Below are 24,468 nucleotides of genomic sequence, written 5' to 3'. Positions count from 1 at the left end.
CTCCAAAAGAAAATGCCCGGTAAACGGGCATTTAGCAGTGTGCATCAAAGGCATCAGTCAAGTTTTTCATGATTTCTTCCATTTCGTGCCCTTCAATCTCATGGCGCGGAATAAAATGCACGACTTCTTTGCCTTTCAAAAGAGCCATTGACGGTGAAGAAGGCTCCTGGCCTGTTAAATACTCACGCATTTTTGCAGTGGCTTCTTTATCCTGGCCCGCAAATACTGTCACCGTATTGTCAGGTGTTTTGTCGTTCTGCAGGACTGCCTGCGTTGCCGCAGGACGCGCAAGACCTGCCGCACAGCCGCAAACAGAGTTAACGACTACGAGAGTTGTGCCCTCTGCTTTCCCCATGAAATTTTCTACTTCTTCTGCTGTTGTTAATTCTTCAAAACCGGCCCCAGTCAGCTCGCGGCGCATCGGAACGACAAGCTGGCGCATATATTCTTCATAAGCCATTGACATAAAAAAGCCCCCTCTAAATATCCTTCATCTGAAGTAAAGGATACTATAGAGAGAGCCGGATTTCAAATGTTCACATCTTAAAACAAGAGAATGTGATCCCGATGTCTAGATTTTCATGATACCGCCCGTATTGGCACTTGTCACAAGTTTAGAATAACGGGCCAAATAGCCGGTTTTCACTTTTGGCTCAAAGCCTTTCCAATTCGCTTTCCGTTTTTCCCATTCTTCTTCCGGCACTTCAACGTCCAGAATGCGTTTTTCGATATCAACGATGATATGATCGCCGTTCTCAACAAAGGCAAGCGGTCCGCCTTCTGCTGCCTCTGGTGATACGTGTCCGATTGAAAGGCCTCGGGATGCCCCGGAAAAACGTCCGTCTGTAATCAACGCTACTTTCGGACCAAGCCCCATTCCGACAATCTGTGATGTAGGTGCAAGCATTTCAGGCATACCCGGCCCGCCCTTTGGCCCTTCGTAACGAATGATGACGACATCGCCTTCTTTTACTTTCCGGTTGATAATGCCGTCTAGCGCCTCATCCTGAGAGTCGAATACGACAGCTGGCCCTTCATGTCTCGTAATACCGTTCTGTACGCCGCCAGTTTTGATGATAGCGCCGTCCGGAGCCAGATTTCCGAATAATACGGCAAGGCCTCCCTTTTCAGTGAATGGCTGATCTAATGGATGAATGACGTTATAATCCTTCACTTCATGACCGGCAACGGTTTCTCCGAGTGTTTGACCTGTAACTGTCAGCGCGTCTAAATGAAGTGCTCCTTCTTTTTTGGAAAGCTCATTCAATGCTGCAGACACACCGCCCGCTTCATGAAGATCTTCAATAAATACATCAGATGCAGGTGCCAGCTTGGACAAATGCGGCACGCGCTCCGCAACTTCATTGATGCGTTCCAAAGAGTATTCAACGCCAGCTTCATTTGCCAGGGCAAGCGTATGAAGTACAGTATTTGTTGAACCGCCGAGCGCCATGTCAAGCGCAAACGCATTGTCAATCGCTTTTACCGTGACGATATCTCTCGGTTTGATGTCTTTGCGAATGGTTTCCATTAATTGCTTAGCTGATTTTCTGACAAACTCTTTTCGTTCCGGCGATGTCGCGAGAATGGTTCCATTACCAGGCAAAGCCAATCCAAGTGCTTCTGACAGACAGTTCATTGAGTTTGCTGTAAACATTCCGGAGCAAGATCCGCATGTCGGGCAGCCGAACTGTTCTAATTCCTGAAGTTCGCTTTCGCCGATTTTTCCGGCTTGATAAGCACCGACTCCCTCAAATACTGAAGATAGAGAAATTTTGCGCCCGTCGCTTGTTCTTCCTGCAGCCATTGGTCCCCCGCTGACAAAAATGGTCGGAATGTTGATGCGCACAGCCGCCATAAGCATTCCCGGCGTGATTTTATCACAGTTCGGAATACAGACCATTCCGTCAAACCAGTGCGCTGATACGACAGTTTCCACTGAGTCAGCGATGATCTCGCGGCTTGGGAGCGAATATCGCATTCCGATATGCCCCATCGCAATTCCGTCATCTACACCAATTGTATTAAATTCAAACGGTACGCCTCCGGCTTCTCTGATTGCTTCTTTTACGATTTTCCCAAACTCCTGCAAGTGAACATGACCGGGAACGATATCAATATATGAGTTACAAACCGCAATAAACGGTTTGCCAAAATCCTCTTCTTTTACACCTGCTGCGCGAAGCAAACTGCGGTGCGGTGCTCTATCGATTCCTTGTGTGATCATGTTACTGCGTAATTCTGCCATGGTGATCCTCCTAAATAGTCTCAATTGTTAGATTGAATATTATTTTAACAATTTTCAGTTTATTTGTGGGCTGTTTTTGCTAAATTGCATGATGTCAGGCCGCCCTATCCTCGGTTGTTGATTCATGTTTTTATATTTATATAGCTTTCTGTCGATGTGAACCCTCCAACTATTTAATATTGTTACTTACTATATATAGTTTTCGACTATTTTTCAACAATATTCGAAATAATTTTTATAAAAAGTGAATTCAAATTAAAAAGGTGCATGATCTGCACCTTTCCTTCTTTTTTATTCGCCTTTCCTTCTGCTTTCTGTCATTTGCTTCCAGACTGAACCTTTTGCCTCTTCACCATGTTCAATTCGTTCCAGCGCCATTTTCACTTGAAGGCTCACTTCAAATTCGGGATCATCTTCAGCAGCCCGCAAAGCTTCAATTGCGCTTTCATCACCGACTTCGTAAAGGAACATAGCGGCGCGCCACCGGACTAGCTTGCTTGAGTCGCTTAACGATTTTATCATCGCAGGGATGGCTTGGGGGTCGCCGATATCAGACAGGCAGTCTCCAGCCGTCCTTCTCACCGATACAGACTTATCCTCAAGCGCCTTATACAATAGAGGAAGAACATCAGGTGATTCAACCATTCCTAAATACACAACAGCCTGCCTTCTAATGGATACCTTTGGATCATCCAATGCTTTTTGCAAAACGGGGATGTCCTCTTCTTTTGGATCCATCTGCTCCAAGTGAGCGTAACGCTGTTTCCAATCCTCATCATCCAGCATGTCGAGCGTGACTTTATAGGCTGTGCGCTGTACCGTTTGTTTCGTTTCGCCTTTCCCTTGAGCCGCTGCATCCGTCAGCCGTTTCAGCCTTTCATCACTGTATGCGGCCTGAAGCTCTTCTGTCACGTCATGGCCGATTTCAGTAAAATCGCCGAATCTGACGCCTTGTTCTTTCCAGACTCGTTCAAATACAACATTTGACGCTTCAGCTCTGAGTTTTAAGATCGCCTGCTGAAAACGGTCAGGAAGCCCGAAGCGTTCTTCACGCTCGCCATCTGTCAATTTGACTTGCATAGGAATTCCGCTGAACATCTGTACAAAAACTTTCACTTCTCCAAATGACTCTTGTTCCGATCGGTTTTCTGCACTCTCAGCGCTTTCCATTCCAAATGCCGTCCGGACTTGTGGTAAAATGTCTTTCCAGTCATATCTGGCGTTCCGTTCAACCGCAAGAAAGTCGGCAACATGATATACCCCTTTAACTCCTTCAATATTTAGGATTTCCACGACAACAGGCGGGGCGCCTTCTGCCTGATCCGGTTTATAATTATTGCTTTTGCCCGCCGGAAGCTCTTCCGTTAAGATGACCTTCATTGTGTTCGGGCTTGGCGTCGGTTCAATTGATTTTATCTTCATGATTGTCCTCCTATAGCCTATCTGTGACTTATTCTAACATAGTCGCCCCGCGCCTTCTATTACGATGTTTCAATATCAATTCCGGGAATTTCTTTTTCTAATTGACTGACGAAATGAAACATAAATTTATGCCTCTCGTCAGCGATTACTCTTGCGGTATCTGTATTCATCATATCTTTGAGGAGCAGCAGCTTACCGAAAAAGTGGGCATAGGCACTCTTATCATTTCCATAAAGGCGATGTCCCTTTGCGCCAGCAAACATAAACGCTCTTGCTATTCCTACTGCCCCGATCGCATCCAGCCTGTCAGCATCCTGTACAATTTTCCCCTCAAGTGAAAGCGGTTCTTTTCCGAACTTTTCCCTGTCCCGAAAGGACATTCTTGTAATAATGTGAATAATTCTTTCAGCCTCTTCTTTTCCGGCTCCTAAAGAAACAAGCCGTTCATACACCTCGCTGACTGAAAGCCTGGCTGCGTCAGGCAGCTTCACATCAATCAAATCATGAACCAAGGCTGCCGCTTCAACGATGAACAAATCCGCATTTTCCTTTTTCCCAATATATAAAGCAAGCTGTGCAACTCTTGATACATGAAGCCAGTCATGACCCGAGCTTTCCCCGTTCAGAACAGATTTGACCCATGTCCTGATTTGCTCTGTCTGCATCCGTTTTCGATCCTGCACCAAAACACCCTCTTTAATGTCCTAATAACTTCGCAATAACGTCTTCCAGCTCTTTCGGATTTGTGTTTGGCGAATAGCGGCCGGCTATTTCTCCGTTTCTGTCCACTACAAATTTAGTGAAATTCCATTTGATTGCCTTTGTTCCGAGCATGCCTTTCGCATGTTCTGTCAAATACACAAAAAGCGGGTGGGCGTTTTTTCCGTTCACCTCCACTTTTGAAAACATGGGAAACGTAACACCGTAATTTGTTTTGCAAAATTCCTGTATGCCTTCCTCATCGTCAGGCTCCTGATTCATAAATTGATTGCAGGGGAACCCTAAAATCTCCAGGCCCTCCGGCTGATATGTATCATACAGCTCCTGAAGCTGCTTAAATTGAGGTGTAAAGCCGCATTTACTGGCTGTATTTACAATGATCAACACCTTTCCGGCAAATGGCTGAAGTGTCATATCTTTACCTGTAATGGTCCGTACCCTCATATTATATATAGACATTGAAATTCCCTCCTACTGAACCTGAGTGCTGTGATTATTTTACCTTTTTTCCTGTTTCAAAACAAAACGGAAGCTTATTTACATATAGTTTTATCAATTGGCCAGCTGTTCATTTGTACAGACATCGTGCTCAACGGATGTCCTTCCCTCTTAGGATCATTTGTTTATGAATAGAAATATATTCCAATAAGAGGGAGCTATTATTGTATGTATCACTTGACACCTGAAAAAACTCATTACAGTGAAACCAAAAGTCATATGTTTGCGTTTATTATATAGTGTTTTCTGCTGTTCCCCTCCAAACCCTTTTAGATAGATTGAAAATTGGCGAGAAAATTCCTATAATGAAGAAAATTAACGGGGAAATGATGGAGGTGGCACGTTGCCTATTAATATACCTACACACCTGCCGGCAAAACAGGTGCTTGAGAGTGAACATATCTTTGTAATGGATGAAAGCAGAGCATTCCATCAGGATATCCGGCCGCAGAAAATCATTATTTTAAATTTAATGCCGAAAAAAATTCAAACGGAAACTCAGCTACTCAGACTGCTTGGGAATTCGCCTTTACAGGTCCATTTTACATTTTTAATTCCAAGCACACATACACCGAAAAATACAGCAAGGGAACACCTTGATGAGTTTTACACGACATTCTCCAATATCCGTCATAAGAAATTTGACGGCATGATCATCACCGGTGCGCCGATTGAGCATTTGGCGTTTGAAGATGTTTCTTATTGGGAAGAGCTCAAGGAGATTATGGAATGGAGCAAAACGAATGTCACGTCAACCTTGCATATTTGCTGGGGTGCTCAGGCAGGTTTGTACTATCATTACGGCGTGGAAAAAATTGAAATGCCGAAAAAAATCTTTGGTGTGTTTGAACATACTGTTCTTTCCAAGCACGAAAGATTGGTAAGAGGTTTTGACGAGCTATACTACGTGCCGCATTCCCGGCATACAGATATAAATATGGAACAACTGCAAGCAGTGCCCGAGTTAAACATTCTTACTGCATCAAAGGAAGCAGGGGTTTGCTTAATTGTGTCAAAAGACGAAAAACAAGTCTTTTTAACAGGACACCCTGAATATGATACAAATACGCTTCTTCAAGAGTATGAAAGAGATCTGGAACGAAACCTTTCGACTGTCGAGGCGCCGAAACATTATTTCGCAGAAGACAGCAAAGAGCCTGTCAATCGCTGGAAAGCACATGCGACATTATTGTTTATGAACTGGCTTAATTATTATGTTTACCAAGAAACTCCTTATGAATGGGACTAATTTTTCTTTTTTAAGTGATACGCTGAGCAAAAAATATGATAAAATACATCTGATTCAGTATGCGTATAACAAAAATTTAAAATACTGGAATCCGAATCTTTTAAAATTAGCTTAATTTTTTCACTGCATTAATAATTCAATTATGTATTTGTGTTATGTTTATGTATAGACAATAACTCCTTACGATGCATGAAGCTTGCTTGTTGTTGATTACATTGAGGTGAATTTACTTGAATACCAATAAAAGAGTATTAATTTTGACTGCAAATTACGGAAATGGACATGTACAGGTAGCCAAAACGCTTTATGAACAATGTGTACGTCTCGGCTTTCAGCATGTAACAGTTTCTAATTTGTACCAAGAGTCAAATCCGATTGTTTCAGAGGTAACTCAGTACCTTTATTTAAAAAGCTTCTCAATCGGAAAACAGTTTTATCGTTTGTTTTATTACGGAGTTGACAAAATCTATAATAAACGCAAATTCAATATTTACTTCAAAATGGGAAATAAACGATTGGGCGAACTTGTGGAAGAACATCAGCCCGATATCATTATTAATACATTTCCGATGATCGTCGTACCCGAATACAGACGGAGAACTGGAAGGGTTATACCTACCTTCAACGTCATGACTGATTTTTGCCTTCATAAAATTTGGGTTCACGAAAATGTGGATAAATATTATGTAGCGACAGATTATGTGAAGGAAAAACTGATTGAGATCGGCACACATCCCAGCAACGTAAAGATTACGGGTATCCCGATCAGGCCTCAATTTGAAGAATCTCTGCCGGTTGAGCCGATTTATAAAAAATACGATCTTTCGCCTGACAAAAAAGTGCTGCTCATCATGGCTGGCGCACACGGTGTATTAAAGAACGTAAAAGAGCTATGCGAAAACCTTGTCATGGATGATCAGGTGCAAGTGGTTGTCGTATGCGGAAAAAATACGGATTTAAAAGAATCCCTGAGCGTACTTGAAGCAGAAAACGGCGATAAATTAAAGGTTCTCGGCTATGTTGAGCGAATTGACGAGCTCTTTCGGGTCACAGATTGCATGATTACAAAACCAGGCGGCATTACGTTGACAGAAGCAACTGCTATCGGCGTGCCTGTTATTCTGTACAAACCAGTACCTGGACAAGAAAAAGAAAATGCAATTTTCTTTGAGGACCGCGGGGCTGCCATTGTCGTGAACCGACATGAAGAAATTCTCGAGGCTGTCACCTCCCTTCTTTCAGATGAGGATACCTTACAGCGAATGAAGAAGAACATTAAGAGTCTTCATTTGGCACACTCCTCTGAAGTGATTTTGAAGGATATTTTGAAGGAATCAGAAATGATGACGACCAAACAAAAAGCCAAGGCGCTTTCTTAACTGATGTTCTTTCAGGAGCACACGAAAAATCGTGTGCTCTTTTTATTCACATCCACATTTTCGTAAAAGCGGTTACATTTTTTTGAGAAATGTGCCCTTTTTTTGAAAAATAAGCAGTTTCGCAACTTGACGCGTGCTGCCAGATGGTGTATAGTTGAACCATCATTTAACAACGCAACGAAGTTAAATGATGACAAAATTTTTTTTAGCACATGGGTGCTACAGTACTAGGAGGAATTAAGCAATATGCAAAACGGTAAAGTAAAATGGTTCAACAACGAAAAAGGATTCGGCTTCATTGAAGTAGAAGGCGGAGACGATGTATTTGTTCACTTCACAGCAATCGAAGGAGAAGGATACAAATCATTAGAAGAAGGACAAGAAGTTTCATTTGAAATTGTCGAAGGTAATCGTGGACCTCAAGCTTCTAATGTTGTAAAACTCTAAACTCAATACAAGTTGACAAATAGAGGAGAGGCAAATGCCTCTCCTATTTGATTTTCATTTGAATTTCGATCGCTAAAATATTTTGTTTGCACCTCTGCTCAATCTCTTCAATATGCTTTTCCATTGATGGCTTTCCTTTTTTCGCAATATCCGCAAGTTCTTCTAAATCATTGTATATTTCTATAAATGTTTTGTGAAGGATTGATTTTAAGTCTTTATCATCCATAGCTGTGTTCCCCTTCTCTACCAAGATACCTCAAATAGTAAAACAGACCTACTCATTCAGGTTCAATAGTTATATCGGCTTATTTTTTATTTTATTTTCTATTTTGGCACATAAATTATAAAAAAACTCTGCAAAATAGTTGCGGAGGTGTTTTTTTGTGAACTCAGAATTTCATGATGAGGATCAGACTGGATTTACCGATAAACGGCAGCTGGAGCTAGCGGTGGAAACAGCGCAGAAAACGACGGGCGCCGCTACAAGAGGCCGAAGCTCCACAGTACTCAATTCCGCATACCAAGCCATCGAGGACGCCAGAGAGCTTTCACTGTCTCAAGAACTGGCAGCTCTTGATGATCCTGAATTTGTACAGCAGCAACAGCAGCTGTTAGATGCCTGTCAGCATCAGCTGGATGAATTCCAAAAATAAAACCGCAGCTTCTGCGGTTTTATTTTTTAGTGCTTAGTTAAGACATCTCCATATGACTTAAGCTTTTCACCCACTGTACATTTATTGATACAAAATGAATGTGCATATGTTTTGCCAAATTCCTTGCGAAACTGCTTCTTAATAAAACAGTCCTTGCAATATTCATCTTGCAGTTCTGTCAGTTCCTTATATATAGCTTTCTTATCCAATATTGTCATCTCCGTTACAGTCTAATTTCATGTGGCTTTCTACGAATTGATGAGATAGGATTTTTTTTGCGAGGCCATCAGCTTCCTGATTTTCTTTTCGCTGTATCGTTTCGTATGTCGGACTCAGCTTTAGTGACTCAAGAAGCGCTTCTATTTTATCCAGCCATTCATTATGGGAGGGATCATAGCAAGGCCAGCTGCCGTCAAGCTGGTTCAGCACAACAAGAGAGTCCCCTCTGATCGTGATTGAATTTCTGCTAGCTCCGAGCTCTCTTACTTCTCTTATTGCTTCATAAAGAGCGGCATATTCAGCTTCGTTATTGGTTTTCAGACGGAAGCTTTTATTTTTTCTTAAACGGTGGCGCGTCCCTCCCAATGTATAATAAATGACGATTCCGAGCCCGGCCAGCTGGCTTTCCTTATCGAAACTGCCGTCAAAATAAACGGTAATGTCATCGGGTTCATGCGCAAGCTCCTCAGTCAGCTTTTCTAATTCCTTCAGCGTCCAGGTGCCGCCCTTCTCATCTTCGAATTCAAGTTCCTTCATATAAGGAAAACGGCCGAGTTCCCTCGCAAGCATACGCGCTTCCTGAACAGTCAGCCAGTTTTCGCCCAAAAACGAGACAGGCCCTGTCCCTTTTGCTTCTATTTTCATGTGCGGTCTGAGATTCAATATAATCACCTTACCATTCATTAGTTGCCGGGCTTGTGCTATAATCAAACCATTCTTAACCCGGAAAGGAAGCTTCTTCATTTTGTTTAATAACTCTTTTTGGATCTTTTTTGCGATCATTCATTTTATCATTGTTCTTTTATTTTATAAAGGATTTGGCAAAATGGGTTTATTTGTGTGGATCGGCTTTGCAACAGTCTGTGCCAACCTTCAAGTCGTCAAAACGGTTGAACTGTTTGGCTTAACAGCAACGCTCGGGAATGTGATGTACGGCACAATCTTTTTTGCTACAGATGTGCTGAATGAAAAATACGGGCCAGCTGAAGCGAGAAAAGCTGTATGGCTCGGGTTTTCGACTCTCCTGACACTGACATTTGTTATGCAGGGCGTTTTGCTTTTCGAACCCGCTTCGAGCGATATTTCACAAACAGCGCTGGAAACGATTTTCGGTTTTCTCCCGAGAGTTGCTTTGGGAAGTCTGCTTGCCTTTATCTTCAGCCAAACACTGGATGTTTATGTATATTCGGCAATTAGAAGGATATTTCCTTCCGATCGGCTTCTATGGCTGAGAAACGGCGGCAGTACAGCAGTCAGCCAGCTGTTTGATACATTCATTTTTACCGGAGTCGCTTTTTTTGGCACATATCCGGCAGATGTTTGGCTTCATATTTTTATTTCTACATATTTGATTAAGTTTGCGGTTTCTCTGATTTCGCTGCCATATGCTTATGCGGCGAAAAAAATAATTCCGAGTGACGAAAGGAGTACATGATGCCTACAGAAATATATGTTGACGGAGCGAGCGCCGGTAATCCAGGGCCTTCTGGCATCGGCATTTTTATCAAACATGAAGGAAAAGCAGAATCTTTCTCGATTCCAATCGGAATGCATACCAATCAGGAAGCAGAATTTCTGGCGTTAATTGAAGGCATGAAACTGTGTGCAACGCGCGGGTATCAATCGGTCTCCTTTCGAACTGATTCAGATATCGTGGAACGCGCAGCCGATATAGAAATCGTGAAAAACAAAGCGTTTCAGCCGTTTTTGGAAGAAATCATCCGATTAAAATCAGCCTTCCCTCTTTTTTTCATCAAATGGATTCCGGGAAAGCAAAACCAAAAAGCCGATCAGCTGGCAAAAGAAGCGATTCGGATGAATGACAGGAATTAAATTAAGCAGTATGGTTCATCCTATTGATGAGGTGAACAAATATGAAAAAGAAAGATAAGGGCCGGCTGACCGGCGGTGTTTCCCCGCAAGGCGATTTAGAAGGAAATACACATAATGACCCCAAAACAGAGCTTGAGGAAAGAGCTAAAAAAAGCAATACAAAACGCTAGAGGTGATCTTACACGATCTCTCTAGCGTTCAGTTTTTCAAGCATACGCTCAATTCCTTTGATTTGATGGCGGCGAAGCATGACAGCCGCCTGCTCCATTTGCAATGTAAAAACAGCTTCTGTCAGCGTACAGACTAACGGAACCGAGCAGTTAATTTCAGCAAGCTTTCTCGATATTTCCAGGTCGCTTATACCTTGCTGAATTTTCCCCTGCTGTCCCTTTGGAAGAAGCGACAGATTCTCCAGCAAGCGGTCGATTGTTTCGTATTCACGAATCAGTTTATACGCGGTTTTTTCTCCAATGCCTTTTACTCCGGGATAATTATCACTGGAATCGCCCATCAGCCCTTTGATGTCAATTAAAGCCTTGGGCAGGACACCTGTTTCTTCGTAAAATACATCTTTTGTATACACTTTATAATTGCCGATTCCTTTTTGTAGCAGCGCAACGCTTACTTTGTCCGTTAACAGCTGAAGTAAATCCCTGTCGCCTGTTACGATCGTAATATCGGCTTCTTCAGAAAACATAGCTGCAAGTGTTCCAATGCAATCATCCGCTTCATATCCGGCAAGGCCAACATTCATGATGCCAAGTTCAGCGGCCGCTTCCTTTGCCAGATCAAATTGGGGGATCAGTTCAACCGGCGGCTGGCTTCGGTTTGCCTTATAATTCTGGAACAGATCATTCCGGTACGTTTTGCTGCCCATATCCCAGCAGCATACAACATGTGTAGGCTGAAATGTTTCCACGGCTGTGATTAAATGCTTCAAAAATCCGTTGACGCCGTTTGTCGGAACCCCGCTGTCATTTATCATAAAGTTGCGATGCACGGCTGTGGCGAAAAATGCCCTGAATAAAAGAGCCATGCCGTCAACAAGCAATAATTTATTTTTCATATGATAACTCCTTTTTCTATCAGTCGATCTATTTTACCATAAGTGACGCGAAAATAAAAAAACAGCATCTCTTGTATAGAGATACTGTTTTGGATGGTTCAATCAATCGTTATGTCTTTTATTGCTGGCAATCAGCTTTTCAGCTTCACGTCCTGCGTAAGAGTCGAAATGGGTTTGAAACCCGTTTTTCTTTTTGGCATTGTTATTGGCCTGTGCATTTCTGTTACCCAGCTTTGTTCTGCCCAACATAAATCCCCCCTTACGTCGGATACATATAGTATGCGCGTAACGGGGGATCTGCACTCGAGGCAGGATCATCCAGCTTATGTGCGGCTGACGTATTCTTTGACCATTTCTTTTGATACCAGACGTCTAGTCGGTACGATGCCTTTCTTGGCCAGCTGATTCATCTTTTCTGTCACTTCATTAATGGCATCTGTGGAAAATGGCTCATCGTTTTTGCATTTCGCAACAGCTTCTTCAATCGCCATTTCACGAAGGTGTTCAAGCTGCATAAATGTTTTAATATGCTCGTGCTGTTTTGCAGAATGTGCAGAAATTGCTTTATGTACCTCAGACATCAATCGTTCATCTCGCTTTTTCTATTTAGTCTATCATGACTTGAAATGCAAGCCAACTGAATTTTTACATTTTGATTGTATCACCTGATCTCTGCCAAGTTATACATGCTTGATATGCTTCTTCAACCTCTTTCATACGTTCCCCTTCTGCGTATCCTTCTACATACGTATCTCTTTGGCCCTCTATTTGCGCCAATGCTTTTTCCGCCATTTCATACTGCAGGCGTCTGACATATTCAGCATAATGAGATATAAGGCTTTCTTCTTCATTTTTGATCCAGAGCTCCGTTATTTTCATAAGCTTCGTCCGCACCGCTTCAATGAAGCCTGCTTTTCCTTTCTGTTCAAAAAACTGCTTCGGAGATTTGATTTGTTTTTGTTCCTGTTCAAATGCACGTTCATCGATTTCAGGTTCAACTTCTTTCAGCTGTATGCTGTTAGAAAGCTGATCATCCGCATAAATGGAGAAATAACCGTCTTCCTTCAATGTGTTTTGACAGCTTTCCAGCCACTCTTCAGTGATATGCCGTTCGATGAAACCGCTCATTCGAATATCGAGCGTTTTGATCTCCTGAATATACTCAAATTGATATTCATGTAATACGGTTTTCATCGCCGCACCGATATTCTTTTTCCAGTCTCCATTTTGAAGACCTGGATGAAATGATGATTTTAACAAATCATTCGCAAAAAAGGACAAACGCTGTGTAATGTGATATAGCTGCTCCCTTGTATCCTTTTTTACTTTCTCAATAATGGTTTCTGAATTGCGGCGTTCCTTGATAGCAGCAGCTGCCCGCTCAAACGATAATAGAAGACGCTTTTTTTGCGCTTCCTTTTCTTCTTTGGACTGATGCTGAGATTGATGAAGCTGTACGACCGTTTCACATAGTTTGTCTGCTTCTGAGCTAAGCTGTGCCGCAGCTGCTTTCTTTACATCGACCTCAATAAACTGGTCTAACTGTTCTCTTACTTTTGAGAACTGATTATGATTCGTTTTCGATTTTCCTAAGAGCTCTTCTTTACTTGACACATAAAAGAGCTGCTGATCATGAATTCCTTCTTTTAAAAGCTCTGATCCGACATAATCCGTGACTGTTTCGAGTTCTGCTTTATCTTTCGCTAGATCAGCGGCATTAATGACAAAAAACATTTTATCCATGCTGAGCGATTCTTTCACGAGTCCCAGCTTACGTAAAAATGAGCGGTCTCCTTTCGAGAACGAATGCTGGTAATAGGTCATGTAAAAAAACGCATCGGCATCCTTGATATATTGAAATGCAAGTTCTGTATGCCGTTTATTCAGACTGCTAGCCCCAGGTGTATCAACGATCGTAATTCCTTTTTCAGTCAGCGGGCATTTAAAATAAACGGTCACTTCCTTAACAGCACAAGCCGTTGTCTCCTCGGCTACATACGGTTTTAACTCGGAGAGCGGAATCGTTAATATCTTTTGGGCTTGAATGTATTGCTGATATTTTTCATAGGCAAGCAGGAAATGACTGATCATATTGATTTGTTCTTCTTGCAGACGCTCTTTTTTGATTGCCTTTTTCCATTTTTCCGCAAATGACCGTCCTTGTGGTTCCTCTTGCATTCCTGTGAGCTGCATGATTTCAGCCGTAATGTCATCCTCCGTCTTAAAAATGACATCCGCTGTTTTGTGGGATTTGCCGTTTACCGGTTTCGTTATTTTGTTAATCGTTGCTGTTGTCGGTGTCGGTGATGACGGCAGCACCCTTTCACCAACCAGCGCATTGGCAAATGAGGATTTTCCCGAACTGAATCCTCCAAATAGAGCAAGTGTGAATTTTCGGCCTTCCAGCCTTTTAATCCTTTCACGAAAAGCTGAGATTTGTTTTGACAGCATACGATATTCGCCCAATAGATCCGACAGTGTGTAAAAGCGTTTTATCTGATCTTGAAGCGGCAGCTCTTTCCCGCTTTTTATTTCTATTTTTTGGGTCAGCTGCTGCATATACTGTGCTTGGCTTTGTTTCTGTTCTGGAGCTTTAACCTTTTTTTTCTTCTTTCTAAACCAGTCCGGATCTATGTTTATTGGGCTTGCAGACGCCTCTTCCCAGATCGCCCACATGCGGCCGGCTTTCTCACGGGCATATTGTTCGTGACTGGCCTGTTTTTGAAGACAAGCCAGCTTTTCCGATTCCTGTGTGAGACGGCTATTGATCGTTTCCTGTTCTATGGATGCGCTCTGTTTTACCGTATCGGTAAGTGTCTTGATGATGTCTGATGCTTCAACTTTCGCCTCTTTACGGATCAGCTCTGCCAAATCTTTTGTATATTGCAAGACATATTCAGAAGAATAGGCTGCGCCTTGTTTGACTGCGCGTTCAATGATATCAACATGAAGCGGCGTGCGATAAGCCTGGATCAGCTTTCTACTTTCAGCTGATTGAATACCAAATCCCTTGGCGAGCTTATGTAAGATATCTATGATATGCCAATCCGCTTCCGCTTCCGTTCTTTTTTTTATATCAGAGAAAAACTCATTTCTCCTTTTTTCTCTTTCCTGTGCAGTCTTTGCTTTTGAAAAGAAAAACCCAGTCTTAAAAGAGGGTTCACGTGATTCTAAGTAAGCTGCTGCCAATTCACGCATTTCAAAAGGCGTCAAGTTAGCGTTTTTTAAAATTCGATTGACTTCCTTCTGCATCGTGCTTTCTGCCTCAATCGGTTTATTTGCTGCTTCGGCTGATTGAAACTGCAGGGAATCGACCAGTCGTGCTTGCTTTTCAAGCTGTTCTCCAGAACTTGGATTTTCCGTATCCTCTTTCATGAGCATCTCTGTGTGCTCTCTCAATAAATTCTGTACTTTTTGTTCGGTAATGGAATGCAAATTTCTTTTTGACTGCTGTTCGATTCTTTTTAACTTTTTTCGCAGGATACCGATTTGATTGAATGGGTGATTCGGTTCCGTCACCGACGTGAAAAAGAGTGCATCCTCTGGAATTCCTTCTTGACAAAGCATCGCCTCCACTTGCGCCTTGTAATCTTCAAAGCGTGTCTCGGTCTCATCATGTCTGTCAATTTGATTAACGATAAAATATATATTCCGAATGCTGTCTTTGATTGACCTCAGAAACAGTACATTTTCCTCTGAATGGACATGGTTATAGTGAACCACGTAGAACAGCGCATCTGCTTGGTGAAGAATAGATGCCGCCGATAAAAAATGAGCCTCATCTGTTGAGTCAATCCCGGGGGTATCAATATATGCAACTCCTGGTTCGACTTCAGTATACCGGTCAAAAATTTCTACAGTTTCAATCTGCTCCCCATCCTTGCAATATTGCTGCACCTTGTCTTTAAGATAGGCACCCTCCAGCTCCGCACACGCTCCGTCTGTTGTATGAAGACGAACACGCTTTTCTCCATTTCTGATCACAACAAGATTAGCGCTGGTCGGAATAGGACTTGTCGGCAGAATATTTTCCATTAACAAGAAATTTAACAGTGATGATTTCCCTGCTGAATAATGCCCTGTAAACGCGATATAAATTTCATCATCTGCGGCCTTCTCAACAACTGAAGCCAATTTTGCCGCTCTTTTTTCATCCTGGTTCTCAACCATTTGTTCATAAAGTACCCCAGTTTTGTACAAAAGTTCTTGCCTGCTGCGTTCTGTCATAAGTCTGAACCCCTTTGTGCCGTTTCAATTATGAATCTTTTTTGAAAGATCTGAATACATCTCACTTCCATTTTACACAAGAATGACCCAAATTTCTTTAAGAGAACAGAAAAAAGCTGCCGAAGACGGCAGCTTCTATAAAAGAAAATCTGCAACTTTTTACAAGTTCCAGATTGTTCAAACAGATTTATTAGAGATTCCTTTCAATACAAAACCAATTAATACACTATATGTACAAACCGCCCCAAGCAAAAACAGCATTGTCATTTGCTTCACCATCCTGATTGAGAATCTTTTTCATCTTCATTCTAACATGGATGAGAATGATATTCAATCTCTATTTTGCTGTATATTCGCGTAATGCTTGCTCCTCTGCACGTATTCTGACAGACAGCATAACGGCATTTAAAAGTGAAAACAGACACATGGTAAAGTACGCTTGATACAAGAGCGGAATCAGGATGATTTCTAATACGACAACCGTATAGTTTGGGTGCTTCAGCCATTTGTAAGGCCCTTTTTTGACAAGTTCAGCACCCGGAACGACAAGAATTTTTGTGTTCCAGTATGCTCCCAATGAACAAAGCGCCCAATATCGAATCGCTTGTACTGCCAATATAGCCGCTGCTATGCCTGACCACCAGCTTGAAGGCTGTTTGTGCAGCAGCAATACTTCCGTAATTAAAGACAGAAAAAAAAGAATGTGCATGGTGATGATATACGGATAATGCCCCTCTCCGCATTCTATCGCTCCTTGTTTTTTCACCTTTTGTTCGTTTCGTCTCGCCACAGCCATTTCCGCTGCCCTTTGAGCAGTGAGCACAGTAATCAACATCCAAAACATGAGTTATGCCCCCTTTTCCCAGCTGAACAGCAGCAATTCTGACGAAAATCCCGGCCCCAATGCACCGATCAGCCCCCGTTCTGCTTCGTTTTTACTTCCGTTCTGCAGATGGTGGTCGATCACATACAGAATGGTGGCCGATGACATATTTCCGTGTTTTTTCAGGATGGTTTGCGAAGACGCAAGCTGCTCAGGTGACAGTTCAAGACAGTTAATGTATGCATCAATGACTTTTTTTCCGCCAGGATGAGCCAGAAAGACCGTAATATCGCTGAATAAAAGCTGATGTCCATTCAAAAAATCCTGGACATTTGTTTTCAGCCATTTTTCAACCAAAGTCGGAATATCTCTTGAAAAAATGACTTTGAAACCATGGTCGGTAAAGTCCCAGCCCATAACATCTTCAGATTGTTTCATCAATACAGATTGCGAATCCGATATATTCGGCAAAAGCTGCAGCTTTGTCAGCCGGCGGTCTGCCTTCTCCCCGCATAATAATGCCGCTGCAATTCCGTCGCCAAAAAGTGATGTGCCGATCAAATTGCTTTTCGTTTTATCTTCTGGCTGAAATGTCAGACTGCACAGCTCAGCGGCAATGACAAGAACAAAAGCCTCCGGATATGCTTTACAGTACTCAGCAGCGCGCGCAAGTCCGCTCGCCCCTCCTGCACAGCCGAGTCCCCAAAGCGGAATTCGCTTCGTATAAGGAGAAAACGGGAGTTCATTCATCAGCCGCGCCTCGATGCTTGGTGTGGAGAGGCCCGTGCTGGAGACGAAAAAAACAGCATCCACTTTTTCATAAGGAATGGGTTCTTGAAGATAGGCTGCATTTGCGAGACACGTTTGAACAGCCCTGACGCTATGCTTGAGTGTTTCCTCTATATAAATTTGATTTTTTTCTTCAAAGTTGTGCCCTTCTTTATACCATTCAATGGGTCTCACAAATTGTCTCGATTCAATTTGCCCGTTTTTAAAGGAGGTTAACAGCCGTTCTATATCTTTAAAGGAATGCTGAAACATATATCTGGCAAACTCCGCCGCCTTTTCTTGATCCACATCATTCTCAGGAAGACTTGTTCCGATCGACAAAACAAATGCCATATGATCACCTCTTAGCATACATTGTGCCGCAACTTTCTTTTTTATATGCAAAAAACTCCGCCGTAGCGGAGTTTACACTGCTGTTTTTTGCTGATTGACATCAGCTTTCTGTTCTGTTTTTTCAGCTTTCGAAAACATATTATATATCATATTCAAGACAACAGCCGTAAAGCTGCCGGCAACAATGCCGTTTGTTGTAAGAAGCGTTAAGGCACTTGGAAGCTGTTTAAAAATGTCCGGCACAACTGTCACACCGAGACCTAGCCCAACTGAGCAGGCAACGATCAGCAGGTTTTCCTGCTTTGCAAAATCAATTCGGCTGAGCATTTTGATGCCATAAGCAATGACCATTCCAAACATGGCCACCATCGCTCCGCCTAACACGGCAGATGGAATGATTGTCGTAAAAGCAGCGATTTTGGGAAACAGGCCAAAAGCCATTAGAAGCACGCCTGTCACCACAATCACTGCATTTTTCTTGATTCCTGTCAGCTGGACAAGTCCGACATTTTGAGAAAATGCAGTGTAAGGAAATGCGTTAAATATGCCGCCCAGCAAAACAGCCAGTCCTTCTGCACGATATCCTCTGGATAAGTCCTTTTCTGACAGACGGCGGTTGGTCAGATCGCCTAAAGCAAAGTAAACGCCTGTTGACTCTACAAGGCTGACGATGGCGACGATGGACATTGTAATGATAGGGGCCGCATGAAAAGACGGTGCGCCGAAATAAAACGGCTGAATCATTTGAACAAAGGCTGCGTCTGAGACATTATCAAATTGAACTTCCCCCATAAAATACGCGATAAATGTCCCAATCAAAATCCCGATCAAAATGGAGATGGACTTGATAAATCCTGTTGTAAAACGGTATAGAAGCACGATGATGCTTAAAACGATCAAAGCGAGAGCAAGATTAGAAAGATCACCGAAGTCCGGACTGCCTTCCCCGCCGGCTATATTATTCATGGCCACCGGCATAAGTGTAATACCAATGATGGTAACGACAGAACCTGTAACAACAGGCGGGAAAAACGAGACGAGCTTTCCAAAGAAAAACGAAATGAGAATCACAAGAATACCTGAGGCGATAATACTTCCATAAACAGCGGAAACCCCGTATTCGGAGCCTATCGCAATCATTGGTGACACAGCGGTAAATGTGCAGCCAAGCACAACTGGAAGTCCGATGCCGAAAAACCGATTGCTCCAAACTTGAAGAAGTGTAGCTACACCGCACATAAAAATATCAATCGACACCAAGTAAGTCAGCTGCTCCGCCGTCAGCCCCATCGCCTTCCCCACAATCAGGGGAACGACAATGGCGCCTGCGTACATGGCGAGCACATGCTGGATCCCTAGTGACAGCGTTTTGCCGAATCCGTTTTTCATGAACGAACCTCCTGTACAAAAGATACTTTTCCTTCTGCTAAAGATTCAATTCTCGCCAAAGATTCCACCCGATAGCCAAGCTTCACAAGCTCTTCTCTTCCCGGCTGAAAAGATTTTTCAATGACAATGCCAAGTCCCGCGACAGAAGCTCCAGCTTGCTTTACGATCGATGCCAGTCCAAGTGCTGCTTGTCCATTTGCTAAAAAGTCATCGATAATCAACACGTGATCCTGATCTGACAGATGATTTCCCGATACTGCGATTTGGCTTTCTGTTTGCTTCGTAAAGGAATATACAGACGATGTCAGCAAATTGTCAGTGAGCGTTAAAGACTTATGTTTTCTCGCGAATACGACTGGCACACCCATTTGTAAACCAGCCATTACGGCTGGAGCAATTCCGGATGATTCAATTGTAACAATTTTTGTTACTCCGTCTTTCTCAAATCTGGCGGCAAACTCGTCACCGATTTTCTTCATGAGCAGCGGATCAATTTGATGATTTAAAAAAGCATCCACTTTCAATACCTGATCTGATAAAACGACGCCCTCTTCTTCTATTTTTCGTTTCAGTGCTTCCATCCTGTCATACCTCCGTTCAGATAATAAAAAAAAGCATTACCCGCTCAAAACAAAGAGCAAGCAATGCTGAAATAACAAAAAACCGTATACGTCCGGTCTCATTGCTCACTCATAGTCGGACATTTACGGTGCCCGGTAGAAACTTGCGTGCCATATCCACGCGATTATATGAGTGTTCCTATCATATTGTTACAAATTATATCAAGATTCCAACCTCTTGCATAGATGAAAAATAAAAATTTCCGAACTTTAATTCTTTTTTCGAAAAGATCATTCGTTTTTTACGAATATTTCGATAATAAATTAGCCTGACATTTGAGACGCCAGGCTTTTTCATTAAGATAAATACAGATTTGAGTATTTATTTTGCAAATAATCAATCAGGTACCGTACATTCAGCTCTTCACCTGTTGCTTCTTTAATAATGTCTAATGGCTTTTTCCGTTTTCCATGAATGTGCACTTTTTCCGTCAGCCATTGTTTAATCGGATGAAACTCCCCTCTTTCCAGGAGAGTATCAAATTCAGGCAGATCATCGAGCATTTTATGTTTCAGCTGCGCTGCATACATATAACCAAGTGCATACGATGGGAAGTAGCCAAAATCTCCACCCGCCCAGTGAACATCCTGCAGGATTCCCTCTGCATCCTCAGAAGGAGTAATACCTAAATAATCCTGATATTTTTGATTCCAAAGGGTAGGCAGTTCTTCCACAGATACTTCATTGCTGAAAATCGCTTTTTCTATTTCATAACGAATAATAATATGCAAAGGATACGTCAATTCATCCGCTTCAACTCTGATAAATGAAGGTTTTGATTCGTTGACAGCCCTAACAAAATCATCAAGCGATATGTTCCGGAACTGTTCAGGAGACGCTTCTTGTATTTTCTTATAGTATGGTGTCCAGAAATGCTTGTTGCGTCCAATAAAATTCTCGTAAAATAGTGATTGAGATTCATGAATTCCCATTGAAGCACCATCTGATAAATTCGTCCCGCTCAGCGCTTCGTCAATATTTTGCTCGTAGATCGCGTGACCGCATTCATGAATTGTGCCAAAAATAGCCGTCCGGAAATCTTTTTCATCGTATCTCGTCGTCACCCGAACATCCCCGCGGTTCATTGTCGTCGCAAATGGATGAACGGTTTCATCGAGCCTTCCGCCGTCAAAATCGTAGCCGAGCTCTTGAAGGAAATAAAGGCTGAGTTCTTTTTGTCTTTCCTTAGGGAACACTTCATTGATAAAGCTTGTATCCGGTTTATTCCCTGAGGCTGACACTTGTTTAATAAGAGGTATGATCGCTTCTTTCAGTTCAGAAAACAGCTGATCAAGCACCTTGACCGTCACACCCGGTTCAAACAAATCAAGCAATGCATTATAAGGATGCTCTTCATAACCCCAATATTCAATAAATCGTTTATTGTATTCGATCAGTTCCTCCAAATAAGGGGCAAACAAACTGAAATCAGATTTTCCTTTCGCTTCCTCCCACGCCGTCTCAGCCTTAGAACAAAGAATAACATATTCCCTATATTCTGCTTCAGGGATTTTTTTGTTTTCTTCATACTCTTTTTTCGCCAGCTCTACAGCCTTTTTCGTATCTTCAGACAAATCATCAAACCGTTCATAAAGCACATCAATAAGCTCCTTCATTCGATCTGATGTCTGAATATTGAATATATCTGTTGAAAGCTGACCGATGCTTTCAGCACGGTCCTCTGAGCCATTTTTCGGGGCGCCTGTTCTGGAGTCCCAATGCATTAAGGCAACCGCTTCACTATAATGTGAGATTCTCTTTAAAAGATCAAAAAATTCCTTTTCGTATGTATGTATCTCCATATCCATTCCCTCCCTATTCTAGCCGTTCCATTACAGGCTACTGGAAGGGTGTTTGAAAGTCAAATTGTTTGTATAAAAGGCTGCCGGTCTAGTTGACGGCAGCCTTCATCACTCAATTTATTGTCATTTGATTTTTGGGCGGCGGTGTTTTTCGTTTTTTCGCATTGATTTTTTTATCCACCCAAACTGTAGCCAGAGGTGTTAACAAAGAGGTGACAATGACGCTTGTCGCAATGATTGCAGTTGCAGATTCAGCTACAGGGGCAAACGCAGAATTCGCTTCCGCTAATGCGTATGGCACAGCGACAGCCGCTCCCGCTGTTGATGAAGCTGCCACTCCCGCGACACCGTCTCCCCGGGCAATGAAACGATCAAGCAAAAACAAGGAACCGCCGGATAAGATGACAACAGATACACCGATCAAAATGCCTAATAGCCCTGACTGAATCAGCATTCCAAAATTTAAAGTGTTGCCAAGTGAAAATGCAAAAAACGGAATGATTGCCGGCACAACCTTGCTGAATAAATCTCTGAGATCATGATCAAGATTTCCAAGAATGCAGCCGAGCAAAAACGGAATGACTGTTGCTGCCAGCGTTTCCCAAGGAAAAGCAGCCAGTCCCGTGACACCGAACGTAACCATGGTCATAAAAGGCCCAGATTCTGTACTGATAAATGCGAATGCGCCGGCATCTTCTTTTCTGCCCATATGATTCATGAGCGCCAAATAGAGGCCGCCGTTGGTTTCATTCATCACTGCAACAATGGCTAGAACAGAAAGACCTGCAAAAAACCCGGATTGTATGCCTTCATCGGGTATAAATTGAGCCGCAATCACACCAAGCAGTGCCGCAAACCCAATCTTTCCCAATAATAAGGTAATCCCTTTTCTTGCAATATAGCCTGAGGAACGGAAATCAATCGTCGCTCCAACGCAAAAGATAAAAACGCCTAGTATAGGAAGGGTTCCTGTAATAAGCGCGCCGGTAAACCCTCCAAAGAACTCTGCTGTTCCAGGCGCAAACGTATTGAGCGCTGCTCCCAGAAACAGCGGAATAATCATCATTCCGCCAGGTACCCGTTCAATTGTCGCTTTGATTTTCATTTATATTCTCCCATCCTCCGGTTATGGAAAAACAATACCCCTTATGTGGCTACACTTGGAAAACAGCCTGTAAATCCTCTTTTGAACAGCTTTCCAGCTGGCTTCCGACTCCGACGGCACCAGCTCCTGCCTTGAGCCATTCCGGAACCTCAGACGGATGGATTCCGCCAGTCGGTATAAAAGTAACCTGAGGAAAAGGGCCCGCTAAATTTTTCATGAAAGGGATGCCGAATACACCGCTTGGAAACAGCTTTAATGTAGTAAATCCGCATGTCAGCGCTTCCATAATTTCGCTCGGTGTCAGTACGCCAGGGATATAATGCGTCTTCACAAACGATAGGTGTTCAGCAAGATCTGTTGAAAAACCCGGACTGACAATAAATTGTGCTCCTGCTTCCGCAGCTTCTCCCGCCTGCTGCGCAGTGATGACCGTGCCCGCGCCGATTAAGACATCCTCCCGATTTCTGTAGGACTTAATAATAGCAGAAGCTCCAGGTGTCGTATAAGTGACTTCAATTGCTCGAATCCCTTTATTTATTAAACTCTCAATCTGCTGACAGGCCTGCTGTTTATCCTTTGAACGAATGACTGCAATCAGCCTGGCTTCTTTCAGACGGTTTTCTACTCCATTGGACTCCATATTTAACAATCCCCTTTCTTATGGTGAACCGTTCTTTGAGCAGATAAAAATGCGGCTAGTTTTTCCCTTGTCGGCAAACCGTCCATGTCCCCCGGTGCCTGAACTTGCAATGCGCCAATCGCATTCCCCCTTTGCACTGCATCCTTGTACGGCAAGCCATCAAGAATTCCACTGATGACGCCGACAGCAAAGCCGTCTCCGGCACCGACTGTGTCAACGACCTGATCAACCCGGCAGCCCTCTGTATATCCTTCACTTTCCTTTGATCTAAAGTAAGCGCCTTCTTTTCCAAGTTTAACAGCGACAAAGCTTACACCTTTTTCAAGATAAAAATCCGCAATGCCTTCAGGCGTTTTTTCGCCAGTCAATAGCTCTCCCTCTGCGATTCCAGGGAGGAACCAATCCGAAAGCCCCGCCAAATCATTAATCGTATGTGCCATTGTTGCTTGATCAGGCCAAAGAGCGGGTCTTAGGTTAGGATCTAATGAGATGGTTTTTCCAGCCTGTTTCATGTCTTTCATCACATAATAGGTGAAGTCTTTCATATCGGCAGACAAAGCCGGGGGAATACCCGTAACATGCAGATGGCCAGCGCTTTGAAAATAGTCTCTTGGGTATTCAGCAGCTGTTAAAGTGCTTGCAGCTGAGTTTTTCCTGTAATACGTTACCACAGGATCGCCTTCTTTCACTTTGGACTTCAGCAGCAGCCCCGTTGGATTTCCACCCTGAGACCGGATCACGCGAGACACATCCACTCCCTCTTTTTTCAGCTCCTGAAGAATAAATGTTCCGAGCTGATCATTGCCGACTTTGCTCATCCAGCCCATTTGGAAGCCAAGTCTGGCCAGACCGCAAGCCACATTGCTTTCTGCCCCGGACAGTCCTTTTGAGAATGTGGAAGCTTCATGAAGGCCTCCATACTCATTTGCATAAAACATGGCCATCGATTCGCCGAAAGTAACTGCATCAAGCTTCATTTCCCAACCTCCCCTTCGTTGAGGGCAC

29 protein-coding genes and 1 riboswitch are annotated in these 24,468 nt (G+C 43.0%); of the genes, 8 read left to right on the top strand and 21 right to left on the bottom strand.

Going from position 1 to position 24,468, the window contains the following annotated elements:
- Nucleotides 1-31 precede the first annotated feature (31 nt).
- From brxA to NST16_RS07065, 5 genes are all read right to left on the bottom strand, one after another.
- Complete coding sequence (gene brxA, locus NST16_RS07085; protein ID WP_268446019.1) at nucleotides 32-466, bottom strand: bacilliredoxin BrxA; 435 nt, start codon at nucleotides 464-466, stop codon at nucleotides 32-34.
- Between the two features lie 105 nt (nucleotides 467-571).
- Nucleotides 572-2,248 carry a dihydroxy-acid dehydratase gene (gene ilvD, locus NST16_RS07080; protein ID WP_268450813.1) on the bottom strand — a complete coding sequence of 559 codons (1,677 nt, stop codon included), beginning with the start codon at nucleotides 2,246-2,248 and terminating at the stop codon, nucleotides 572-574.
- A 291-nt stretch (nucleotides 2,249-2,539) separates the two neighbouring features.
- Complete coding sequence (locus NST16_RS07075; RefSeq protein ID WP_268450810.1) at nucleotides 2,540-3,670, bottom strand: conserved virulence factor C family protein; 1,131 nt, start codon at nucleotides 3,668-3,670, stop codon at nucleotides 2,540-2,542.
- Nucleotides 3,671-3,729: 59 nt separating this feature from the next.
- A complete protein-coding gene (locus NST16_RS07070; protein ID WP_268450828.1) occupies nucleotides 3,730-4,335 on the bottom strand; it encodes an HD domain-containing protein in 606 nt (201 codons plus the stop codon).
- Between the two features lie 31 nt (nucleotides 4,336-4,366).
- The gene (locus tag NST16_RS07065) at nucleotides 4,367-4,849 is read right to left on the bottom strand and encodes a glutathione peroxidase (protein WP_010334659.1); all 483 of its coding nucleotides are present in this window, start codon (nucleotides 4,847-4,849) and stop codon (nucleotides 4,367-4,369) included.
- A 382-nt stretch (nucleotides 4,850-5,231) separates the two neighbouring features.
- On the opposite strand from NST16_RS07065, the gene metA reads away from it, so the two are divergent.
- From metA to cspD, 4 genes are all read left to right on the top strand, one after another.
- Nucleotides 5,232-6,137, top strand: a complete 906-nt coding sequence (gene metA, locus NST16_RS07060) for a homoserine O-acetyltransferase MetA (protein WP_010334661.1) — start codon at nucleotides 5,232-5,234, stop codon at nucleotides 6,135-6,137.
- A 230-nt stretch (nucleotides 6,138-6,367) separates the two neighbouring features.
- Nucleotides 6,368-7,516, top strand: a complete 1,149-nt coding sequence (locus NST16_RS07055; protein ID WP_268450807.1) for a diglucosyl diacylglycerol synthase — start codon at nucleotides 6,368-6,370, stop codon at nucleotides 7,514-7,516.
- A gap of 102 nt (nucleotides 7,517-7,618) precedes the next feature.
- Entirely contained in the window at nucleotides 7,619-7,747 is a 129-nt protein-coding gene (locus NST16_RS07050; protein ID WP_128568482.1) for a hypothetical protein, read from the top strand.
- 15 nt (nucleotides 7,748-7,762) lie between these two features.
- The gene (gene cspD / locus NST16_RS07045; RefSeq protein WP_003153604.1) at nucleotides 7,763-7,963 is read left to right on the top strand and encodes a cold-shock protein CspD; all 201 of its coding nucleotides are present in this window, start codon (nucleotides 7,763-7,765) and stop codon (nucleotides 7,961-7,963) included.
- Nucleotides 7,964-8,006: 43 nt separating this feature from the next.
- Here cspD and degR read toward each other — a convergent pair whose 3' ends face one another.
- Nucleotides 8,007-8,189 carry a transcriptional regulator DegR gene (degR, locus tag NST16_RS07040; protein WP_010334663.1) on the bottom strand — a complete coding sequence of 61 codons (183 nt, stop codon included), beginning with the start codon at nucleotides 8,187-8,189 and terminating at the stop codon, nucleotides 8,007-8,009.
- 157 nt (nucleotides 8,190-8,346) lie between these two features.
- On the opposite strand from degR, the gene NST16_RS07035 reads away from it, so the two are divergent.
- The gene (locus NST16_RS07035; protein ID WP_010334664.1) at nucleotides 8,347-8,616 is read left to right on the top strand and encodes a DUF2564 family protein; all 270 of its coding nucleotides are present in this window, start codon (nucleotides 8,347-8,349) and stop codon (nucleotides 8,614-8,616) included.
- Between the two features lie 26 nt (nucleotides 8,617-8,642).
- Here the strand turns inward: NST16_RS07035 and NST16_RS07030 are convergent, their stop codons facing one another.
- Both NST16_RS07030 and NST16_RS07025 read right to left on the bottom strand, forming a co-directional pair.
- Nucleotides 8,643-8,825 (bottom strand): zinc-finger domain-containing protein, encoded by a 183-nt coding sequence (locus tag NST16_RS07030; protein ID WP_024121802.1) that lies wholly within the window; start codon nucleotides 8,823-8,825, stop codon nucleotides 8,643-8,645.
- Complete coding sequence (locus tag NST16_RS07025) at nucleotides 8,818-9,498, bottom strand: ribonuclease H family protein (protein WP_268450805.1); 681 nt, start codon at nucleotides 9,496-9,498, stop codon at nucleotides 8,818-8,820. The genes NST16_RS07030 and NST16_RS07025 overlap by 8 nt, the downstream gene beginning before the upstream one ends.
- Before the next feature lie 82 nt (nucleotides 9,499-9,580).
- On the opposite strand from NST16_RS07025, the gene NST16_RS07020 reads away from it, so the two are divergent.
- From NST16_RS07020 to sspL, 3 genes are read left to right on the top strand one after another with little or no spacing between them, the layout of a single operon-like run.
- Entirely contained in the window at nucleotides 9,581-10,270 is a 690-nt protein-coding gene (locus NST16_RS07020; RefSeq protein WP_268446017.1) for a queuosine precursor transporter, read from the top strand.
- Complete coding sequence (locus tag NST16_RS07015) at nucleotides 10,270-10,668, top strand: reverse transcriptase-like protein (protein WP_010334669.1); 399 nt, start codon at nucleotides 10,270-10,272, stop codon at nucleotides 10,666-10,668. The genes NST16_RS07020 and NST16_RS07015 overlap by 1 nt, the downstream gene beginning before the upstream one ends.
- 41 nt (nucleotides 10,669-10,709) lie before the next feature.
- The gene (gene sspL / locus NST16_RS07010; protein WP_010334670.1) at nucleotides 10,710-10,838 is read left to right on the top strand and encodes a small, acid-soluble spore protein L; all 129 of its coding nucleotides are present in this window, start codon (nucleotides 10,710-10,712) and stop codon (nucleotides 10,836-10,838) included.
- Nucleotides 10,839-10,846: 8 nt separating this feature from the next.
- Here sspL and NST16_RS07005 read toward each other — a convergent pair whose 3' ends face one another.
- From NST16_RS07005 to kdgK, 13 genes are all read right to left on the bottom strand, one after another.
- Nucleotides 10,847-11,734 carry a 5'-3' exonuclease gene (locus tag NST16_RS07005; RefSeq protein ID WP_168748092.1) on the bottom strand — a complete coding sequence of 296 codons (888 nt, stop codon included), beginning with the start codon at nucleotides 11,732-11,734 and terminating at the stop codon, nucleotides 10,847-10,849.
- A 102-nt stretch (nucleotides 11,735-11,836) separates the two neighbouring features.
- The gene (locus NST16_RS07000) at nucleotides 11,837-11,983 is read right to left on the bottom strand and encodes a hypothetical protein (RefSeq protein WP_003230761.1); all 147 of its coding nucleotides are present in this window, start codon (nucleotides 11,981-11,983) and stop codon (nucleotides 11,837-11,839) included.
- Between the two features lie 74 nt (nucleotides 11,984-12,057).
- The gene (locus NST16_RS06995) at nucleotides 12,058-12,315 is read right to left on the bottom strand and encodes a YpbS family protein (RefSeq protein WP_010334673.1); all 258 of its coding nucleotides are present in this window, start codon (nucleotides 12,313-12,315) and stop codon (nucleotides 12,058-12,060) included.
- Nucleotides 12,316-12,379: 64 nt separating this feature from the next.
- Nucleotides 12,380-15,961, bottom strand: a complete 3,582-nt coding sequence (locus NST16_RS06990) for a dynamin family protein (RefSeq protein WP_340885146.1) — start codon at nucleotides 15,959-15,961, stop codon at nucleotides 12,380-12,382.
- Between the two features lie 177 nt (nucleotides 15,962-16,138).
- Nucleotides 16,139-16,228 carry a Fur-regulated basic protein FbpC gene (gene fbpC / locus NST16_RS06985; RefSeq protein WP_100069434.1) on the bottom strand — a complete coding sequence of 30 codons (90 nt, stop codon included), beginning with the start codon at nucleotides 16,226-16,228 and terminating at the stop codon, nucleotides 16,139-16,141.
- 70 nt (nucleotides 16,229-16,298) lie between these two features.
- The gene (locus tag NST16_RS06980) at nucleotides 16,299-16,805 is read right to left on the bottom strand and encodes an isoprenylcysteine carboxyl methyltransferase family protein (protein WP_010334675.1); all 507 of its coding nucleotides are present in this window, start codon (nucleotides 16,803-16,805) and stop codon (nucleotides 16,299-16,301) included.
- Nucleotides 16,806-16,808: 3 nt separating this feature from the next.
- The gene (locus tag NST16_RS06975) at nucleotides 16,809-17,906 is read right to left on the bottom strand and encodes a type III polyketide synthase (RefSeq protein ID WP_340885142.1); all 1,098 of its coding nucleotides are present in this window, start codon (nucleotides 17,904-17,906) and stop codon (nucleotides 16,809-16,811) included.
- A 72-nt stretch (nucleotides 17,907-17,978) separates the two neighbouring features.
- The gene (gene pbuX / locus NST16_RS06970; protein WP_340885139.1) at nucleotides 17,979-19,295 is read right to left on the bottom strand and encodes a xanthine permease PbuX; all 1,317 of its coding nucleotides are present in this window, start codon (nucleotides 19,293-19,295) and stop codon (nucleotides 17,979-17,981) included.
- Entirely contained in the window at nucleotides 19,292-19,876 is a 585-nt protein-coding gene (gene xpt, locus NST16_RS06965) for a xanthine phosphoribosyltransferase (RefSeq protein WP_010334678.1), read from the bottom strand. Before xpt ends, pbuX begins: the two co-directional genes overlap by 4 nt.
- Nucleotides 19,877-19,968: 92 nt before the next feature.
- Nucleotides 19,969-20,068: riboswitch (purine riboswitch) on the bottom strand.
- Nucleotides 20,069-20,212: 144 nt separating this feature from the next.
- Nucleotides 20,213-21,718, bottom strand: a complete 1,506-nt coding sequence (gene ypwA / locus NST16_RS06960; protein ID WP_340885135.1) for a carboxypeptidase — start codon at nucleotides 21,716-21,718, stop codon at nucleotides 20,213-20,215.
- A 112-nt stretch (nucleotides 21,719-21,830) separates the two neighbouring features.
- Nucleotides 21,831-22,823 (bottom strand): 2-keto-3-deoxygluconate transporter, encoded by a 993-nt coding sequence (gene kdgT / locus NST16_RS06955; RefSeq protein WP_010334680.1) that lies wholly within the window; start codon nucleotides 22,821-22,823, stop codon nucleotides 21,831-21,833.
- Nucleotides 22,824-22,872: 49 nt separating this feature from the next.
- Entirely contained in the window at nucleotides 22,873-23,463 is a 591-nt protein-coding gene (gene eda, locus NST16_RS06950) for a bifunctional 4-hydroxy-2-oxoglutarate aldolase/2-dehydro-3-deoxy-phosphogluconate aldolase (RefSeq protein ID WP_340885132.1), read from the bottom strand.
- A 2-nt stretch (nucleotides 23,464-23,465) separates the two neighbouring features.
- Nucleotides 23,466-24,440, bottom strand: coding sequence for a 2-dehydro-3-deoxygluconokinase (gene kdgK, locus NST16_RS06945; protein WP_340885129.1), 975 nt, complete (start codon nucleotides 24,438-24,440; stop codon nucleotides 23,466-23,468).
- Between the last annotated feature and the right edge of the window lie 28 nt (nucleotides 24,441-24,468).

Origin of the sequence: Bacillus sp. FSL K6-1005, from assembly GCF_038000225.1 — a bacterium.
In the GTDB taxonomy this organism is placed as follows: Bacteria; Bacillota; Bacilli; order Bacillales; family Bacillaceae; genus Bacillus; species Bacillus mojavensis.
This window is presented reverse-complemented; position numbering and strand designations above follow the sequence as displayed.